This is a genomic window from Spirosoma arcticum (genome assembly GCF_054779955.1).
In genome coordinates, this window is sequence record NZ_BAAGXG010000004.1 from 342,442 (window position 1) to 358,850 (window position 16,409).

At 52.8% G+C, this 16,409-nt stretch carries 21 protein-coding genes; 8 read left to right on the plus strand and 13 right to left on the minus strand.

Annotation, left to right across the window (positions count from 1 at the left end; all coding sequences use genetic code 11):
• Window positions 1-16: 16 nt before the first annotated feature.
• Both ACYVHB_RS11180 and ACYVHB_RS11185 read right to left on the minus strand, forming a co-directional pair.
• Entirely contained in the window at window positions 17-202 is a 186-nt protein-coding gene (locus ACYVHB_RS11180) for a type II toxin-antitoxin system HicA family toxin (protein WP_461051810.1), read from the minus strand.
• Complete coding sequence (locus tag ACYVHB_RS11185) at window positions 202-417, minus strand: type II toxin-antitoxin system HicB family antitoxin (RefSeq protein WP_461051811.1); 216 nt, start codon at window positions 415-417, stop codon at window positions 202-204. Before ACYVHB_RS11185 ends, ACYVHB_RS11180 begins: the two co-directional genes overlap by 1 nt.
• 246 nt (window positions 418-663) lie before the next feature.
• Between ACYVHB_RS11185 and ACYVHB_RS11190 the strand changes: the two genes are divergently transcribed.
• The 4 genes from ACYVHB_RS11190 to ACYVHB_RS11205 all read left to right on the plus strand — a co-directional run bounded on the left by ACYVHB_RS11190 (window position 664) and on the right by ACYVHB_RS11205 (window position 5,151).
• Window positions 664-4,116 (plus strand): pyruvate carboxylase, encoded by a 3,453-nt coding sequence (locus tag ACYVHB_RS11190; protein WP_461051812.1) that lies wholly within the window; start codon window positions 664-666, stop codon window positions 4,114-4,116.
• A 78-nt stretch (window positions 4,117-4,194) separates the two neighbouring features.
• Window positions 4,195-4,374: a DUF4160 domain-containing protein gene (locus ACYVHB_RS11195; RefSeq protein WP_461051813.1), complete on the plus strand. Its 180-nt coding sequence runs from the start codon at window positions 4,195-4,197 to the stop codon at window positions 4,372-4,374.
• Window positions 4,371-4,724 carry a hypothetical protein gene (locus tag ACYVHB_RS11200; RefSeq protein ID WP_461051814.1) on the plus strand — a complete coding sequence of 118 codons (354 nt, stop codon included), beginning with the start codon at window positions 4,371-4,373 and terminating at the stop codon, window positions 4,722-4,724. The genes ACYVHB_RS11195 and ACYVHB_RS11200 overlap by 4 nt, the downstream gene beginning before the upstream one ends.
• A 37-nt stretch (window positions 4,725-4,761) precedes the next feature.
• Window positions 4,762-5,151 carry a DUF4870 domain-containing protein gene (locus ACYVHB_RS11205; RefSeq protein WP_461051815.1) on the plus strand — a complete coding sequence of 130 codons (390 nt, stop codon included), beginning with the start codon at window positions 4,762-4,764 and terminating at the stop codon, window positions 5,149-5,151.
• Between the two features lie 68 nt (window positions 5,152-5,219).
• On the opposite strand, the gene ACYVHB_RS11210 is transcribed toward ACYVHB_RS11205, so the two are convergent.
• The gene (locus ACYVHB_RS11210; RefSeq protein ID WP_461051816.1) at window positions 5,220-5,813 is read right to left on the minus strand and encodes a hypothetical protein; all 594 of its coding nucleotides are present in this window, start codon (window positions 5,811-5,813) and stop codon (window positions 5,220-5,222) included.
• 244 nt (window positions 5,814-6,057) lie between these two features.
• On the opposite strand from ACYVHB_RS11210, the gene ACYVHB_RS11215 reads away from it, so the two are divergent.
• From ACYVHB_RS11215 to ACYVHB_RS11230, 4 genes are all read left to right on the plus strand, one after another.
• Complete coding sequence (locus ACYVHB_RS11215; protein ID WP_461051994.1) at window positions 6,058-6,807, plus strand: 3-keto-disaccharide hydrolase; 750 nt, start codon at window positions 6,058-6,060, stop codon at window positions 6,805-6,807.
• A gap of 74 nt (window positions 6,808-6,881) precedes the next feature.
• Complete coding sequence (locus ACYVHB_RS11220; RefSeq protein ID WP_461051817.1) at window positions 6,882-8,183, plus strand: alpha/beta hydrolase family protein; 1,302 nt, start codon at window positions 6,882-6,884, stop codon at window positions 8,181-8,183.
• 31 nt (window positions 8,184-8,214) lie between these two features.
• Window positions 8,215-9,627, plus strand: a complete 1,413-nt coding sequence (locus tag ACYVHB_RS11225) for a Gfo/Idh/MocA family protein (RefSeq protein ID WP_461051818.1) — start codon at window positions 8,215-8,217, stop codon at window positions 9,625-9,627.
• Window positions 9,628-9,674: 47 nt separating this feature from the next.
• Window positions 9,675-10,031: a helix-turn-helix domain-containing protein gene (locus ACYVHB_RS11230; protein ID WP_461051819.1), complete on the plus strand. Its 357-nt coding sequence runs from the start codon at window positions 9,675-9,677 to the stop codon at window positions 10,029-10,031.
• A 56-nt stretch (window positions 10,032-10,087) separates the two neighbouring features.
• Here the strand turns inward: ACYVHB_RS11230 and ACYVHB_RS11235 are convergent, their stop codons facing one another.
• The 10 genes from ACYVHB_RS11235 to ACYVHB_RS11280 form a co-directional block, all read right to left on the minus strand.
• The gene (locus ACYVHB_RS11235; RefSeq protein WP_461051820.1) at window positions 10,088-10,567 is read right to left on the minus strand and encodes a helix-turn-helix domain-containing protein; all 480 of its coding nucleotides are present in this window, start codon (window positions 10,565-10,567) and stop codon (window positions 10,088-10,090) included.
• A 6-nt stretch (window positions 10,568-10,573) separates the two neighbouring features.
• Entirely contained in the window at window positions 10,574-10,786 is a 213-nt protein-coding gene (locus ACYVHB_RS11240) for a hypothetical protein (protein ID WP_461051821.1), read from the minus strand.
• Between the two features lie 522 nt (window positions 10,787-11,308).
• Complete coding sequence (locus tag ACYVHB_RS11245; RefSeq protein WP_461051822.1) at window positions 11,309-12,067, minus strand: FAD-binding oxidoreductase; 759 nt, start codon at window positions 12,065-12,067, stop codon at window positions 11,309-11,311.
• A gap of 22 nt (window positions 12,068-12,089) precedes the next feature.
• Window positions 12,090-12,359 carry an ArsR/SmtB family transcription factor gene (locus ACYVHB_RS11250; RefSeq protein WP_461051823.1) on the minus strand — a complete coding sequence of 90 codons (270 nt, stop codon included), beginning with the start codon at window positions 12,357-12,359 and terminating at the stop codon, window positions 12,090-12,092.
• 9 nt (window positions 12,360-12,368) lie between these two features.
• Window positions 12,369-12,554 carry a hypothetical protein gene (locus ACYVHB_RS11255; RefSeq protein ID WP_461051824.1) on the minus strand — a complete coding sequence of 62 codons (186 nt, stop codon included), beginning with the start codon at window positions 12,552-12,554 and terminating at the stop codon, window positions 12,369-12,371.
• A 193-nt stretch (window positions 12,555-12,747) separates the two neighbouring features.
• Entirely contained in the window at window positions 12,748-14,103 is a 1,356-nt protein-coding gene (locus ACYVHB_RS11260; protein WP_461051825.1) for an aldehyde dehydrogenase, read from the minus strand.
• A gap of 147 nt (window positions 14,104-14,250) precedes the next feature.
• Window positions 14,251-14,703: a nuclear transport factor 2 family protein gene (locus ACYVHB_RS11265; protein WP_461051826.1), complete on the minus strand. Its 453-nt coding sequence runs from the start codon at window positions 14,701-14,703 to the stop codon at window positions 14,251-14,253.
• Between the two features lie 40 nt (window positions 14,704-14,743).
• Window positions 14,744-14,974, minus strand: coding sequence for a hypothetical protein (locus ACYVHB_RS11270; protein WP_461051827.1), 231 nt, complete (start codon window positions 14,972-14,974; stop codon window positions 14,744-14,746).
• Between the two features lie 95 nt (window positions 14,975-15,069).
• Window positions 15,070-15,666 (minus strand): Crp/Fnr family transcriptional regulator, encoded by a 597-nt coding sequence (locus tag ACYVHB_RS11275; protein ID WP_461051828.1) that lies wholly within the window; start codon window positions 15,664-15,666, stop codon window positions 15,070-15,072.
• Window positions 15,667-15,896: 230 nt separating this feature from the next.
• Window positions 15,897-16,406, minus strand: coding sequence for an NmrA family NAD(P)-binding protein (locus tag ACYVHB_RS11280; RefSeq protein ID WP_461051995.1), 510 nt, complete (start codon window positions 16,404-16,406; stop codon window positions 15,897-15,899).
• Window positions 16,407-16,409 lie beyond the last annotated feature (3 nt).

Here is a 16,409-nt window from a genome sequence, read left to right on the forward strand (position 1 = left end):
GGTAGTTATCTAATCGCTATGGCTCAATAATCTGCAAATCGCGGCAGATTTTGCGAGCCAAGAAATCGTTTACTTCCCAGTGACACGGTACTGCCGATGACCGTTGCGTGGCCCGGTTTACGTACATCGTGTGACTGCCCCCTTCACGAAGTAATTCACAACCCTGTTTCTCTAAATGCCGGATAAGATCGAGCCGCTTCATCAGGTGGCAAGCGGCATCATCTCCCGAATGACGTCCTGTCCAATGATTGTTTCTTCAGCTAATAGCCGATTGGCTTCCAAAACTAACTGAACAGCTTCCTGTAAATTGGTTCGGGCTTCTTCCAGTGTATCTCCTTGTGTATTAGCTCCGGGCAGTTCTTCGACAAAGCCAACGTAGCCTTCCGGCACTTTTAAATAAACAGCGGTCAGTTGCATCCTAACTAAAGTTAATTTTCCGAGGAAATTTACGAAAAACATCCTACACAATTCTCTTCGCTATGGGCTAACTGAACCGACCCGTTGGTCAAAATTCATAGTTACGGTCATTAGATGGCAATATCCAGACAAAATTCCTTCTGTTCCAATCGTTTCTACCGGTGATTGCCCGTTTTTCGGAATTTTCAACAATCTTGCCTTGTCGTTTAACAATGCTACAGCCTGAAGCCGATTTTGCCCGAACTTATGAAAGACTACATCCGCCCCATCAACCGCCTGCTCGTGGCTAACCGGGGCGAAATCGCCATCCGCATCATGCGGGCTGCCACCGAACTGGGCATCACCACTGTCGCCGTTTACACCTACGAGGACCGCTATTCGCTCCACCGCTACAAAGCTGATGAAGGCTACCAGATCGGGCGCGACGAGGACCCGCTCAAGCCCTATCTCGACATTGAAGGCATTATCCTACTGGCCAAACGCCACAAGATCGACGCGATACATCCCGGCTACGGATTTTTGTCGGAAAACGTGACGCTCGCCCGGCGATGCCGCGACGAAAACATCATTTTCGTGGGGCCGTCGCCGGAAGCAATGGACGCGCTCGGCGATAAGGTGCGGGCTAAAAACCTCGCTCAAAAAGCCGGAGTACCGCTCATTCCCGACTCGCTGGAAGAGAACATGACAGCCGCACGGGCGCAAAGCGAAGCTGAACGCATTGGCTTTCCGGTGATGGTAAAGGCTGCGGCCGGGGGCGGTGGGCGCGGAATGCGCGTGGTTCGGAACGCCGATGATTTCGAGAAGTCGTTCAACGAGGCTAAGAACGAAGCGAAAAATGCGTTCGGCGACGACACCATTTTCTTAGAGAAATTCATTGAAGACCCCAAGCACATTGAGGTGCAGCTACTGGGCGATCAGCACGGCAGCATCGTTCACCTGTATGAGCGCGACTGCTCGGTGCAACGGCGGTTTCAGAAGGTGGTCGAGGTGGCCCCGTCGTTTGGGCTGAAGCAGGAAACCAAGCACAAGCTTTACGAATACGCGCTGCAACTGGGCCGGGCGGTTAACTACTCCAACGCGGGTACGGTCGAGTTTCTGGTCGATAAGCAGGAGAACATCTACTTCATTGAGGTGAATCCCCGGATTCAGGTTGAGCACACGATTACGGAAGAAATTACGGGCATCGACATCGTTCGGACGCAGATTCTGATTGCGATGGGCTATAAACTGTCCGACAACGGTATCTACATCAATCACCAGGACGAGATACCGCTCAACGGCTTTGCCATTCAGTGCCGCATCACCACCGAAGACCCCGCCAACGGCTTCAAACCCGATTTCGGGACCATCATTGCCTACCGGAATGCGGCTGGGTTCGGCATTCGCTTAGACGAGGGGAGCAGCTACGCGGGCGTCAAAATCTCGCCGTATTTCGACTCCATGATTGTGAAGGTGTCAGCGCGGGGCCGTACGCTTAAAGGAGCTACCCAGCGCCTGACGCGTGCCCTGCTGGAGTTCCGCATCCGGGGCGTCAAAACCAACATTGGGTTCCTGCTCAACGTTATCAGCCACCCCATTTTCCAGCGGGGCGAAGCGCGGGTGTCGTTCATTGAAACGCACCCAGAACTGTTCAACTTCCGCAAGCCGCAGGACCGGTCTACACGAGCGCTCAACTACCTCGCCGACGTGATTGTGAACGGCAATCCCGAAGTAAAGAAGAAGCACGATGGTCGGGTATTTCGCACGCCCATCATTCCACCCTTCGATGTGTACGGCGCGTACCCGGCCGGTAACCGCGACCGGCTGAAGGAACTCGGTCGCGAGGGATTTGTGCAATGGGTGCGTGACCAGAAGAGCGTCCTGTATACCGACACAACCTTCCGCGACGGGCATCAGTCGCTACTGGCGACGCGCGTTCGGACGCAGGATTTGCAGAAGGTGGCCGAGGGGTTTTCCAAAAATCACCCCGACCTGTTTTCGATGGAAGTGTGGGGCGGGGCCACCTTCGACGTATCCATGCGGTTCCTGTACGAAAGTCCGTGGAAACGCTTAGCGGCCCTGCGTGAAGCCATGCCCAACATGCTGCTGCAAATGCTGTTTCGCGGCTCCAACGCGGTCGGTTACTCGGCGTATCCCGACAATTTGATCGAAAAGTTCGTGGAGCAGTCGTATCAGTCCGGCATCGACGTATTCCGCATTTTCGATTCGCTGAACTGGATCAACGCCATGAAAGTGAGCATCCGGGCCGTCCGCGAACGCACCGACGCGCTGTGTGAAGGAGCCATTTGCTACACGGGTGATATGCTCGATCCGAAAAAGCATGAGAAATACAATCTAAGCTATTATCTCGACTTAGCCCGCCAACTTGAAGATGAAGGCGTACACCTGCTGTGTATCAAAGACATGGCGGGACTACTGAAACCCCTGGCGGCTGAAGTGCTGGTGTCGGAGTTGAAAAAAGCGGTGAGCATTCCGATTCACCTGCACACCCACGATACGCCGGGCATTCAGGCCGCTACCTACCTGAAAGCAATTGACGCGGGTGTCGACATTGTGGACTGTGCGCTCGGTGCATTGTCGGGGTTGACCTCGCAGCCGAATTTCAACTCGGTGGTGGCTATGATGCAGGGGCACGAGCGCGAATGTCCAATTAATCTGCCGTCGCTGAATGCCTATTCCAACTACTGGGAAGACGTGCGGGAATATTATTACCCGTTTGAATCGGGCATGAAGGCGGGCAGCGCGGAGGTCTACGAAAATGAGATTCCGGGCGGGCAGTATTCTAACCTCAAACCGCAGGCCATCGCGACAGGCTTAGGTGATAAGTTTGAGACGCTCAAGAAAAACTACGTCGTCGCCAACCAACTCTTCGGCGACATTGTGAAAGTAACGCCATCATCGAAAGTCGTGGGCGACATGGCTATTTTCATGACCGCCAATAATCTCACCGCCGATGATGTGCTGGCAAAAGGAGAGTCGCTGTCGTTCCCGGAATCGGTGAAAGGCTTTTTTAAGGGCGAACTTGGCCAACCCGTCGGGGGCTTTCCCGAAGCCATGCAGCAGGTGGTGTTGAAGGGTGAACAGCCCATCACCGGCCGACCCAACGAGCACCTGAAACCAATCGACTTTGACGCTGATTTCAATACGTTCAAAGAAAAGTACCCGCTCAACGATGGTTTCGTGGATTATCTGTCGTACCAAATGTACCCGAAGGTGTATGATGAGTACTACAAAGCCATTGAGCAGTACGGCGATGTGAGCATGATTCCGACACCCGCGTTTTTCTACGGCTTGCAGGAGAATGAGGAGATTCTGATTAACATTGAAGAAGGCAAGAACATCCTCGTGCGGCTGCTGTTCAAGTCGGAGCCAGACGAGTTCGGGATGCGGACAATTACGTTTGAGCTGAACGGTCAGAGTCGGCAGGTGCAAATGCGCGACCGGGCCTCGAAAGTGGAGAAGCAGATGAACGCCAAAGCCAGCAAAGATGGTGACGTAGGCGCACCGTTGCAGGGCCGTTTGACGCGCATCCTGGTCAAGGAAGGCGACGTGGTAAAGAAAAATCAGCCCCTATTCGTAATTGAAGCCATGAAAATGGAAAGCATCGTGGCCGCCCTCAAAGAAGGCACCGTATCGAAGGTGATACTGAAAGAAAGCACTACCGTCGAGCAGGACGATTGCGTGATTGAATTAGCGTAACTTTATGCTCATCACAACAATCGACAGTATAAAACTGTACCTATATCCACTATCCACGCGATCACAGACGGTACGCCGTTGCGGACGCCACACGTTCATGCGATTTACGCCGAATATGAAGCGTTGATTGACATTCGGACGTTAGAAGTGCTTCGTGGTGAACTGCCGGGGAAACAACTCAAGCGAGTAGTAGCTTGGGCTGAGGGTAAACAGGAGTTATTACTAAATGAGTTTGTCCGTTCACAAAAACGAGCATGAATAAATTACCACACATCACAGAAATCATCAAGGTCGAGCCGTTCAAGATAACGGTTCGCTGGACAACAGGCGAAATTCGAGTGATTGACTTTGAGCAGTTATTTCAACAGTGGGATGTTCAGCCCGATGAGCCGGAAGCCGCTCCATTTGATTACGATACGTTCAAATACGCTTCAGTAGCGGACGGAAAAACGCTGCATTGGGTCAACGTTACTGTTGAGCATTTGACCTTTAACGATAATGCAGCAGAGAAGCAAAGCAGTCCGCTCTCATTCGACCCGGACGTTTTATACGAAGTCAGCCGACCCATTGAGGAATTCCGATTGGTGCCGATTGACACTCAACTATAATACGTTGCTTCATACCAAACGTAAACTCCCCACTCTCATGGAAAATCAACCCCCAACCCCGCCGTTTTCATCTACCGGAATGCCCCTGAGTCATCCCGACGAGCGGATGTGGGCAATGCTCACGCACCTGAGCGCGTTGCCCGGCTCGTTCGTATTGATTGGGGCCATTGTGGCTCCGCTTATCATCTGGCAAGTTCAGAAGGACAAATCAGCATTTGTCGATTATCACGGCAAGGAAGCTGTCAATTTTCAAATTACGATGGCCATTGCCGCTGCGGTTTCATTCCTGCTGTTCTTACTGCTGATTGGTCTGGTGCTAATCTGGATCGTTGGCGCGGTATGGCTCATCTTTACCGTCATTGCTGCCATTAAGGCCAATAGCGGTGAGTATTATAAGTACCCGCTCACGATTCGATTCATCAAGTGATTTACCAAATGAATAATGGTTAATGTAGAATGAGTAGCGACCCTTTCACAATCATTATTCATTTGATCTTAAAACCACGGTCGGCGTACTTTCATTGATTTTTTCAGGCCCGTAATCAGCAGAAACGCGCCGAGGATGCCGAAGATGATGGCCAGAATAGTGACGTTCGTTATGGCAAATACGACCGCTACCAATATCACAATTACCGATGCTTTCAGCTTCCAGCTAATCTTTTGCCACCAGTTAAGTTCTTTGCGCAATGGAATGCCCAGCTCCGAGCGGATGCGGTTGCCGAGCCGCAGATTCTGTTTGGATTTTGGCTTGGGGCGTGGCTGCTTATCGACCGTCCCGGTTGGCGGAGTTAGCATTGACTGAATCCGGTGCATCCGCCGTTCGACGCGGGCTTTGTTTGGGTCGGCAGTGATAGGCAGGATGCTCCGGCTGGCAACGACTGGCTCATTTGTTTCAACGGGGGCGTTAACCGAATAGGGTTCGCTATTGACAGAATCGGACTGGGTTTCGGCGGCAAGCATCGGCTGGTCGAGGGGTAGCCGGGCAGCGGGTGTGTGCGGTGTGCGCTGGAAGTAAGCAGTGGGACGTTGGCAGGCGGCAAACAGGCCGATGAAGCTGAATAGTAGTGTAAAGCGAACAAGAAGGTGCATCAGGTCGTCGTTGAATAAAAGCACAAAAATCCCCCTTACAACGATACAGACAAGCGGGTTGATATGATTCAGTCGAAAAAGCCGGTCGTCATAATGAGTTGTCCGAGAACGCGCCCGTAGTGAGTAGTGGGTAGATGAGACAATGAACGTTCTTATGACAAGGCCTATTTTCATTCATTAAACAAGGCAAAAAATCACGATTATGAAGCAATTCATCTCTAAGCAGGTCTATGTACGCTGGGCCATGCTGTTCGTGGCCGTTAGCGCGGGCGTGGCCCTGACCGCCAAAGAACCGGTTGGCGTAGGTGCCAAAGTGCCCAGAGGGGCGGAAGTCCTCTTCGACGGTTCGCGCAAAATGCTCGACGAAAAGTGGATTTACTGGGAAGGCCCCCGGCTGGCTGCGACAATGCCTATCAAGTGGGCAATCGAGAAAGACCCGGCTGGCCCCGGCACCGTCATGAACACCAACGACCCGGCCGCAGCGGGGGGCAAGTACGGAGCCGCCGACATTGTGACCAAGGAAACGTTTCGCGATTTCCGGCTGCATGTCGAGTTCTTTATCAGCAAGCCGGGTGGTAACAGTGGCGTGTACCTGCAGAATCGCTACGAAGTTCAGATCGTCGACGGTGATACGACCTCGCACGGTTTGGGTGCAATTATTAACGAAAGTCCGTCGCCGTATAAACTTTACACCGGTATTGGTAAGTGGAACGCGTACGATATTCAGTTTCGGGCGGCCCGGTTTCAGGACGGCAAACGCACCGAACCAGCCATGGCGACGGTGTATCTGAACGGTAAGAAAGCGCATACCAACCAACGCATCAACCAGGTTTGGGGCGGGCCGAATTCAGGCATCGACGGCGGCAACGATGGGGGTAAAGGCGTCACCGATACGCCCGGCGGTATAAAACTACAGGCAGAAGGCCACGATGTGCTGTATCGGAATATCTGGATCAGTAAACTGGATCTGAAACAGGCAAATACTGACTTTTAATTACCTATTCACAGCGCTACGGATGGATAAGTGAAAAAGGCCATTCTGATCGGCTAACCCGCTATCTTTACACTATGCGCTTTCATTGCCTGTTTTTTTTCGTTCTGCTGACTGGCTTGTTGCTGTTACCCCCCGTCGTGCACGCGCAGGACGATAAAAATGCGTTTGTATTTGGCGACCTGCTGCCCGACGCACCGGAACTGGCCGCACGGGGGATATATACGGTTGGCGTTCGTACCCTGACGCTGACCCATCCCGATCAGTTGGATGTGCTTCGTGCGAAAGACGGGCAAACGCCCCGTTACTCGCGCCCCCTGACGGTGGAAGTCTGGTATCCGGCTCATATTCCGGCTGGCAAAGCTGAACGGGTGACGTATGAGCAGGTGATGGGTAGTTCCAACGATCCCAAACGCCCACTGATTCCGTTCACCTTTGCCGGACGTGCCCTGCGCGATGCCCAACCCAATCCCGGCACGGGCGCGTATCCTCTGGTAATCGTGTCGCACGGCTACTTAGGCTCGCGGCTGCTGCTTACTTACCTCACCGAAAACTTAGCGTCGAAGGGCTACGTAGTGGTGGCTATCGACCATGCTGAATCGACCTTTCGCGACGCGGGTGGATTTGCCAGTACGCTGCTCAACCGCTCACTCGATGACCTGTTCGTCCTAAACGAAATGGCCCGGTTAGGGGAGAAGACGAGTAAAACGTTTTTGGCGGGGTTGCTCGATGCGGGCAATACTGGTCTAATTGGTTATTCGATGGGTGGGTATGGCGCACTCAACGCCGTTGGCGCAGGATACAGTGCGCAGGTAGCTAAATTCTTTGGGCAACTGGCTGGTGGCAGCACCGCCCTTGAAACCCGAATGACTGCCGCGCCGGAATACAAGGCTTCGCAGGACCCGCGCATCAAAGTCGTAGTGGCGTTTGCCCCCTGGGGTATGGAGCGTGGCGTTTGGGATGCCGACGGGCTCGCGGGACTAACCCGGCCCATCTTGTTTGTCGCGGGTAGTAAGGACGATATTTCGGGTTACGAAAAAGGAACGAAGGCAATCTACGAGGGCGCGGTTAACGCCGACCGTTATTTACTGACCTACGCCAACGCCCGGCATAACGTAGCGCCGAACCCGCCCCCGGCGGAGTCACTTAAGCCTGGCTTACCATTGGACGAATACCTGCGCTATGCCGAACCCGCCTGGAACGAACGACGAATCAACAATATCAACCAGCACTTCGTAACGGCCTTTCTGGGCATTCACCTGAAGGGCATGGACTACGCGAAATACCTTGATCTGCCCCAAAATGCGAATGACAGTTCATGGACAGGATTCAAACCCCGTACGTCGGTAGGGCTGGAAATGCGCCACGCAAAGCCTTAAATTGAATGACAATGCTTAATTCAAATTGATAATGAACGACAACAATCAACAACCGGCCAATTCCAGAAGAACGTTTCTGAAAACCCTCGGTGCAGCGGCTGCTGCGGCACCAACCGCGCTTGTGGAAGCCAACGCAGCGGGCGTAAGTAGTCCGCAGTACCTCAATCTGATAAAAAGTCATGCCAGCACGTCGGCAAACGGCAAGGTCCGCATGGCACTCATCGGCACGGGTGGCATGGGCATTGGCGATACGCAAACGGCATTAATGATTGAGGGCACCGAGATGGTGGCGGCCTGTGATTTGTACGACGGACGCCTGCGCCGGGCCAAAGAACTGTGGGGCGATGCGCTCACGGTGACCAAGGACTATCGCGAACTGCTGGAACGCACTGACATCGACGTTGTCATCAACGCCACAACCGACCACTGGCACGAAAAAATCTCGTCTGATGCCATGCGGAAAGGCAAGCACGTCTACTGCGAGAAGCCAATGGTACAGAAGGTGGAGGATGGGCATACGCTCATTAAAGTTGCCAACGACACGGGCAAGGTATTCCAGGTAGGTAGCCAGTTTGCCTCGTCGATTATCGTGGCCAAAGCCAAGGAACTGCTGAAGGCGGGCGACATCGGCGAACTGGTGTTTGCCGAAGCGCAGTACGACCGCCACAGCGCACAGGGAGCCTGGCAGTATTCGATTCCGCCCGATGCATCGCCCCAAACCGTTGACTGGGACACGTATCTGGGCGGTGCTCCCAAACGCCCGTGGGACCCCCTCCGCTTTTTCCGGTGGCGCAATTACCAGGACTACGGCACCGGCATTGCGGGCGATCTGTACGTCCACCTGCTCACCACGCTGCACACCATCACTGGCTCGAAAGGCCCGAACCGGGTGTATTCGAGCGGGGGTACGCGCTACTGGAAAGACGGTCGCGACGTGCCCGACATTCAGTTGAGCATCTACGACTACCCCAAGACGGCCGAGCACCCCGAGTTCAACTTGACGACCCGGTCCAACTTCGTCGACGGTGGGGGCGGCACGTACTTGGTTCGGTTAGTGGGTACGGAAGGCGATTTGTCGCTTGGTTTCGATACGTTCACGGTTCGCAAGAATAAGTTTCCCAAAGCACCGGGGATGTCAATCGACAACTTCCCCAAAGATCAAAAGGAGCTGTTCATCGCGGAATACAACAAAATGTACCCCTCGCGTCCCGAAATGGAAGGACCAAAAGAATTCAAGTACACGGTTCCGAAAGACTACAAAGGCGACCGCTATGAGCACTTCGTCAACTTCTTCAACTCCGTGCGCGATAAAAAACCGAACATCGAAGATGCTACGTTTGGCCTTCGCGCCTGCGGCCCGACCCAGTGCGGAAACATGAGCTTTTTTCAAAAGAAAATAGTCAGTTGGGACCCCATGAAGATGCGGATTGGCAACGTGGCGTAGGAAATCGGAGACAGGATCGACGTAACAACAGTGCATTATCAAAGGCCATGAAACTAAAACCCATCAAAACAGAAGCAGAATACGACGATGTGATGGCCTGGGTGGATGAACAGTTTAACCAGAAGCTACGACCAGACAGCGCAGAGGGTGAAACGTTGCAAGTCGCTTTACTGCTCGTAAAGACGTATGAAGACGAACACTACGTCATACCCGCGCCCGATCCAATTGAAGCCATTCGGTTAAAAATGGAAGAGAAAGGAATTAGGAACAAAGACTTTGTAGGAAAGCTGGGCAGCAAAAGCTACGTGTCTGCCTTGCTAAACCGACGTAAACCGCTGACGCTGGAGATGGCTAAACTTTTTCATAGAGAGCTGGGCATACCAGCCAGCGTTTTACTGGCTTGAGCGCTACGTTTGGCCTTCGTGCCTGCGGCCCGACTCGGTGCGGCAATATGAGTTTCTCACAGAAAAAGCCAGTTGGGGGTTATTCGTAGGTGCCAATTAGGGTCACGACTGACTTCGGCTCCAACTGAATCTGTCCGGCGGGAACGGTGGATTTTGCCAGCGTTTTCGTCTCGGTCGTCGTGTAGCTGGCAAAACGGGCTATGTTTCAACAAAACTTGGGCTTCGCTGACCGGCCGGTCAAAGATGTGTTCGGTGGTGGTTTTGCCGGTGGTTGCCCGCAGGGCGCGGTTCAAGTGATTGACGTGCACACCCAGCCGGTCGGCATAATCACGAGCCGACCGTAGCGCGAACCGCTGGTTAGCGGACTCAATGGGAAACTGCCGGTCCAGTAACTCCCGAAATACCGACGTAATTCGGACGTTGGCATCCATGTGCGGATAGGTTGTCTGAACCGATTGAAATTTGGCGGCAACATGTACGAGTTCGACGAGGTAGCTGCGGATCAGGTCATGTTTGTAGGCGTAGTCGGATGCCAATTCGTCCTACATTCGTCCGAACAAGTTGCCAATTACCACCTCCTGCCTTAGGTCAAGACTATAAACGGGTTTATGGCCATGCGCCAACAGGGGTAAACTTTTGACACCACTGCGGTAAAACTCATCGAAATAGGCTTCTTTGAAGATAAAGTAATAGCCGCCCGTTGTGCCACCCAAAAACTCGATGGTGTAGGGAATACCGGGATTATAGAATGCCAAGGTTGGTCCGCTTACGCTGAGTGTCTTGTCGCCATAGTGAATCAGGAAGTCCCCGGTTACGAACGTTACCTTGTTATAGTCTCGTCGTCGGTACTCAATCGGGAAAATGCCACAATCGTCGAAGGGAAAGAGGTTGAAATTTATCCTTCCTGACTTAAATCCTGCACCTACTGATTGAGTTTGTCCTGATAAAACAGGTCAAGGGTTTCTATTTTTTGCATCGAACAGAAGAGTCATTGAGTAATGGCGTAAGAACAGGCTATGTTCAGCCTGAGTTTCGATAAAATAAGAGACCTTAACGGGTAAGGCGCAACGGGGTGTATACAAAATCGAATAAGCATCAGCCAGCTACTGATCCATTAAGGGCAACTTGGTGCTTAGTAACGTCAGTGTAGTCGGCGAAGTAATCAGGTAAACCATTAAAAAGTTTGGCTTACTGATAAAGGTCGACAGTTATTCAAATTTTATACGGTAGGAATGACTTGATTCTCAGCGCTCTTTGCCAGACTACCCACCATACCGCTACAAACGACTCGGCTGTGGGCGATAACTTTCGGTGAACACCTGATTAGTAGGAATCCAGAATAAGGATAACACACTACGGGCTTGATGCGTTACCGCTTCGAGCGCACAGATGTAAAAGATAGCCCTGGCCCGTTCGGGGGCGGGCAATTCAACCAGCAGGTGGATAAGCGCCCGTTCGTCCAGATAGCCTACCAGTTCGGCAGTGTTGGCCACCGATTGACTCAGCAAATGGGTCGTGCGGAAGCGACCGCTGCCGTACGACTGTTCCAAATTGTCTAAGTGGGTCTTGAAAATAATTGATTCCTGGCTGCGGTTGCCGTAGATCAACCAGACCCGGCTGGTAGGCTCGCGGGCCAGCATCGATTTAGCGATGGAAAACAGGGGGCCGATGCCGCTGCCCGCGCCGATCAGGACGACGGTTCGGTTGTTGGTGGGATCAAGCCTGGGGAAGAAGGTGCCCATCGGTCCGAGTGTTTCCAGCCTGTCGCCCGGCTTGAGGTGACCCCATAGATACGTGGAAACCAGCCCGCCCGGTAGCCGCTTAACGGGGACGGCTGGCAATCCATCAACATCGGGTGAACTGGATAGGGCATATGGCCGGCGCACTGTCTGATTATTGACGTTGAGCAGAAAGGTCAGAAACTGTCCGGGCTGGTAAGCGAGTTTCTGATTAGGAGGGTGCCAGAACTGAATCGTGACGGCATCGGGCGTTTCGGGAACGATGTCTTTTACGTCTAAAAAGAATTGATTAGCCATGATATTGGAGTGGAGTTAACGTTTAGACCAGCGTCGTCAGAAAGGCCATCAGTTGCCTGATTCCGTCTTTATCTAAGTGCAACCGAACGTTCCGGCCCTCTTTGAGGTGATTCACCAATCCACTATCCGCCAATTGCTTAATATGGTGCGAAACGGCCGATTGTGAAAGGCCAACCAGTTCCATCACCTGCAAGGCCGTTAAGACAGACTGCTTTTTCAACGCCAGCAGAACAGCTAACCGGGTTGGATTGGCGAGCGCTGCGGCTGCTTTTTGAACAAACTTATCGGTCATGGTCAAACGCTACGGTTTATTCATACTGGGTAGGAAGACGCGGCTGTCGCGCAGGAAAGCAGAGATCCATATCAGCACCAATGGCAGCAACGCAACTAAGGGTGCGTGGTGAGAAAGTTCGGTAGCTAAGGCACCCGCGAAATAGCAGGAGAGCAGAATGAAGCTCAGCAAGGTGACGTACTGAACGACGCCCATTTCCTGAAGCGTTTCGATTGTCTGGGCAGGTGCGTTAGTTTTGTAATGCCGCTGAGTAGCACAAGGCCAACGGCAAGTCCGGTAAAAGTAGCGTTACGACGCGTTTGACGTTGGTATTCATAGAGGTAGCTAATTAAGTTGTGATTCGTTAATAAGGCTTAGTTGGCCGATTCGCATTTTTTAGAAAGACCATTCAAACAAACGATTTCAGCATCGCTAATTTCTCGGCGGTATAGGGCGAATATTTTAGATCCTGATCCGGCGTAAACTCCCTGTCGACAATGTTTTTATAATGGCTAAAGGCGCGAAACCCAGCTTCACCGTGGTAAGCACCGATACCACTTTCCCCCACGCCACCAAAGGCAAAATCGTTGTTCAGCGAATGCACCACTGCATCATTCACGCAGCCACCACCAAAGCTTAATTCACTCAGTACCTGCTGCTTGATAGCCTCATCGTTCGTAAAAAGATAAAGTGCCAGCGGCTTAGCGCGCTGCTTGATGGCGGCAATCACCTCGTCAATCCGGTCATACGTCATAACCGGCAAGAGAGGGCCAAATATTTCCTCCTGCATCACCTTATCCTCCCAGGTAATACCGGACAGAACGGTCGGTTCAATGAAGCGCTCCTGAATGTCATACGAACCGCCTGAATAGATTTTTTCCGGATTGATCAGGTTAGCAATACGAGCGGTATTCCGTTGATTGACTATGCTGACCAGGTTGCCGTTGGCGGCCTGGTAATCCGCTGCTTTAATTTCTCGGGCGACGAGTTCTAAAAATTCGTGTTCGATGCTTTTATGCACATAGACGTAGTCAGGCGCAATGCAGGTTTGACCTGAATTGAGAAGTTTGGCCCAAACCATGCGTTTGACGGTGATCGCCAGATTACTGTCGGCGGTAACGATAACGGGGCTTTTACCGCCCAGTTCCAGCACCACCGGCGTCAGGTGCTGAGCGGCCGCCTGGTATACTATTTTTCCAACGGGAACACTGCCGGTAAAGAAGATGATGTCAAACTGCTGGGTGAGCAGTTCAGTTGTTTCGGGGATACCCCCTTCAACCACCGTAAAATAATCGGGATTGAAGTTGGAATTGATTAGCTGGGCTAACAACCGGCTGGTATGGGGGGTTAACTCACTGGGTTTTAGCACGACCGTACAGCCAGCGGCCAGCGCAGCAATGACGGGGGCGATGGTTAACTGAAATGGGTAATTCCAGGGTCCAATAATCAAGCTTACCCCCAATGGCTCGGGCATCGTATAACTTTTCCCTGGCAAACTTAGCTGATGGGTAGACTTTGGTTTAACGGCTGCCCAGCCGCTGAGTTGTTCGATGGCGTTGCGCAATTCCTCATAAACCGGGTACTGCTCCGCCAGAATTGTTTCAAAGGCTGACTTACCAAAATCCGCAAAGAGTGCCTCCTCAACAGCGGTTTCATTGTCCTTCAGGATGTCCCGAAGCTTGCGGAGTTGTGCCAATCGGAATGCAACCGGCTTGGTTTGATTGGTGTTGAAGTAGTTTCGTTGATTACTGCTTACATTTTCCATGGTTAACCGTGTTTTGATTAAGTTATTTTATTCGTTGGTTGGCGAGCTGAATAAGCTTCGTTGCCCGTTTGAAAGAAATTGATACGGATGATATCCATCTACTTGGAAGCGGATAGGAGCGTACATCGTAACGCCGTGAGGGGATGGTTAACTGACAATGGGGTCCGCTTTGGCTTCCTGGAGGCCTGCGCGGTACTGCTTTTCTAAAGCATCCGTGACCGCCTGAGAGTCCTCATACACCGTCATATCGGTAATCTTGCCCCACTTGAGGGTGACGAAATGAACGCCCTGATTACGATACTCTCCCCCATCCGGTAAGGAAGCGGCCGCCGTCCACTGCGCAATGACCAGCGTGTTGTTGGGCCAGCCTTTCACGATCACCCGGGTAATGGTCAGTTTTAGATCGGGCAGTAACCGGCCCACCCGTTCAAACCAGGACATGACCGCCGTTCGATCATGCCGGGTACCGCCTAAGGCGTGGTCGCCCGAAAAATGGTGCCGGATGGCTGGTGACAGGTTTTTGGCTACTTCATCGTACTGGTGATCGTTCACCAATTGAAAGGCCTTTTTGATGTTGTGTCGGATGATTGCGTTGTACATGGTCTTTGTTCGTTTAGATGAATGGAAACTGAAAGAGGCCTTAGTTAGCGTGGCGAGACGGGGTAGCCAGACGGCCGGGGGCTTTTTTGCGGAGCGTATGGCCCAGCCACATCCAAAGGCCCGTCAGCGTCAGGCTGGGCAGGATAATGGCCTGCATCAGTAGGGTGAACCAGAAGGCGTCCCGCCAGGGGGCATACACATAGAGGCCAATGGCGGCTGCGCCGATCAGGTGAATCCACCGCATCAGGCTTCGTTGTTGGGCTGCTTTCATAAGTGCCTATCCGTTTAGTTTATTTAGTTGACAGGCACAAAGGTACCAGCGCCCCAAACGGGGTGCATTGATGTAGGATAAGAAGCGCAGGGGGCTTATTTTTTCCGCCGGGCCACGGCTTGCTTGATCCGGCTCAAGCTCTCCGGGGTAACGCCTAAGTACGTCGCAATCAGATGCTGGGGTACCCGCTGGAGTAAACCTGGCTCTTCGGCTAACAGGGATAAGTAGCGGGTTTGCAGATCGTGGAACTGAAAGTGACTCATGCGCCGATCCAGCATCAGGTACGCTTGTTCAGCCATCAGCCGCCCCAGCTTTTCCATGGCATGATGTCGCTCGTAAAGGGCGTCAATGTCCCGGCGGTAGAAGACCGTAACCTGACAGTCGTCAACACATTCCAAGTAGAACTCGGTGGGCTGGTTGGTCCGGAAACTGGTGAACTCGGTGGCAAAAGGAAATTCGCGGGGGAAGTACAGAAAATACGTCGTATCGACGCCCTCCTGCAGGCGATAGCTGCGAATGGTGCCCCGGTGGATAAAGATCATCTGGTCGCAGATCTGTCCGGGCTGGAGAATTGGCTGCTTTTTGGCATAGTGCGTTGGATGCCCGATGCTGACGACAGCTTGCCAGATCTCGTCGGTCAATTCGATCAGGTTGTCGAGAAAAGCCCGTATTTCGCTCCATTCCTGTTGCATATCCTGAGTTATAACGGGCACCCGTCTAATCAACGTACCTGTTCCGATTAACGAGAAGAAGCCGTTCAGGGTTTACGCAATAACCTGAGCGATCTGATCTGGTTTCAAATCTGTCAACTTAGTTCAGGGCGATACAGTTACGTCAAAACCGCTGGCTCAGTAACCAACGCCCTGACGGACACCGTTGGTTACTGAGCCAGCAATCGAACAATGCCGACTTATGCTGGTCGTCATGCTTTGGGTGGCGCGGTTGCCCAGCCGTGGTCGCGCAGATACCCCTCCAAGCTGGTCAGTTGCTGGAAGTCGCGGGCCAGCACCGACAGATCAGCTTGGTAACCAATCTTCTCGAACCAGCGAAACATGATGGGGTTCTCCGCCCCGGTTTGCTGCTCGAAAGTCTCGAACGAGGTTTGTTGGTAATCGACGGTCCGGCCCAGCACACGGCTGAAGCTGGCCGCCGTTTCCGTCAGGGTCATTTCGACACTGGCCAATTCCCGCTCCCGGTTCAGAAAATCGCCGGGACGCTCGAACACCTCGGCGACCATCCGCCCGTAATCGTCTTCGGAAAGCTGCTGCAACGTCGTGCCGGGACTGAGTGGAAGGGAAAGCGTGCCGCCTTCGATCATGGGCCGCATGGCATCGTAATTGAAAAAAAAGAAGACCGGCCGTATGATGGTGTAGGGGAGGCCGCTGTCCCGGACGTACTGCTCCACCTGAAACTTACTGTCGAAGTGAGGAATGCC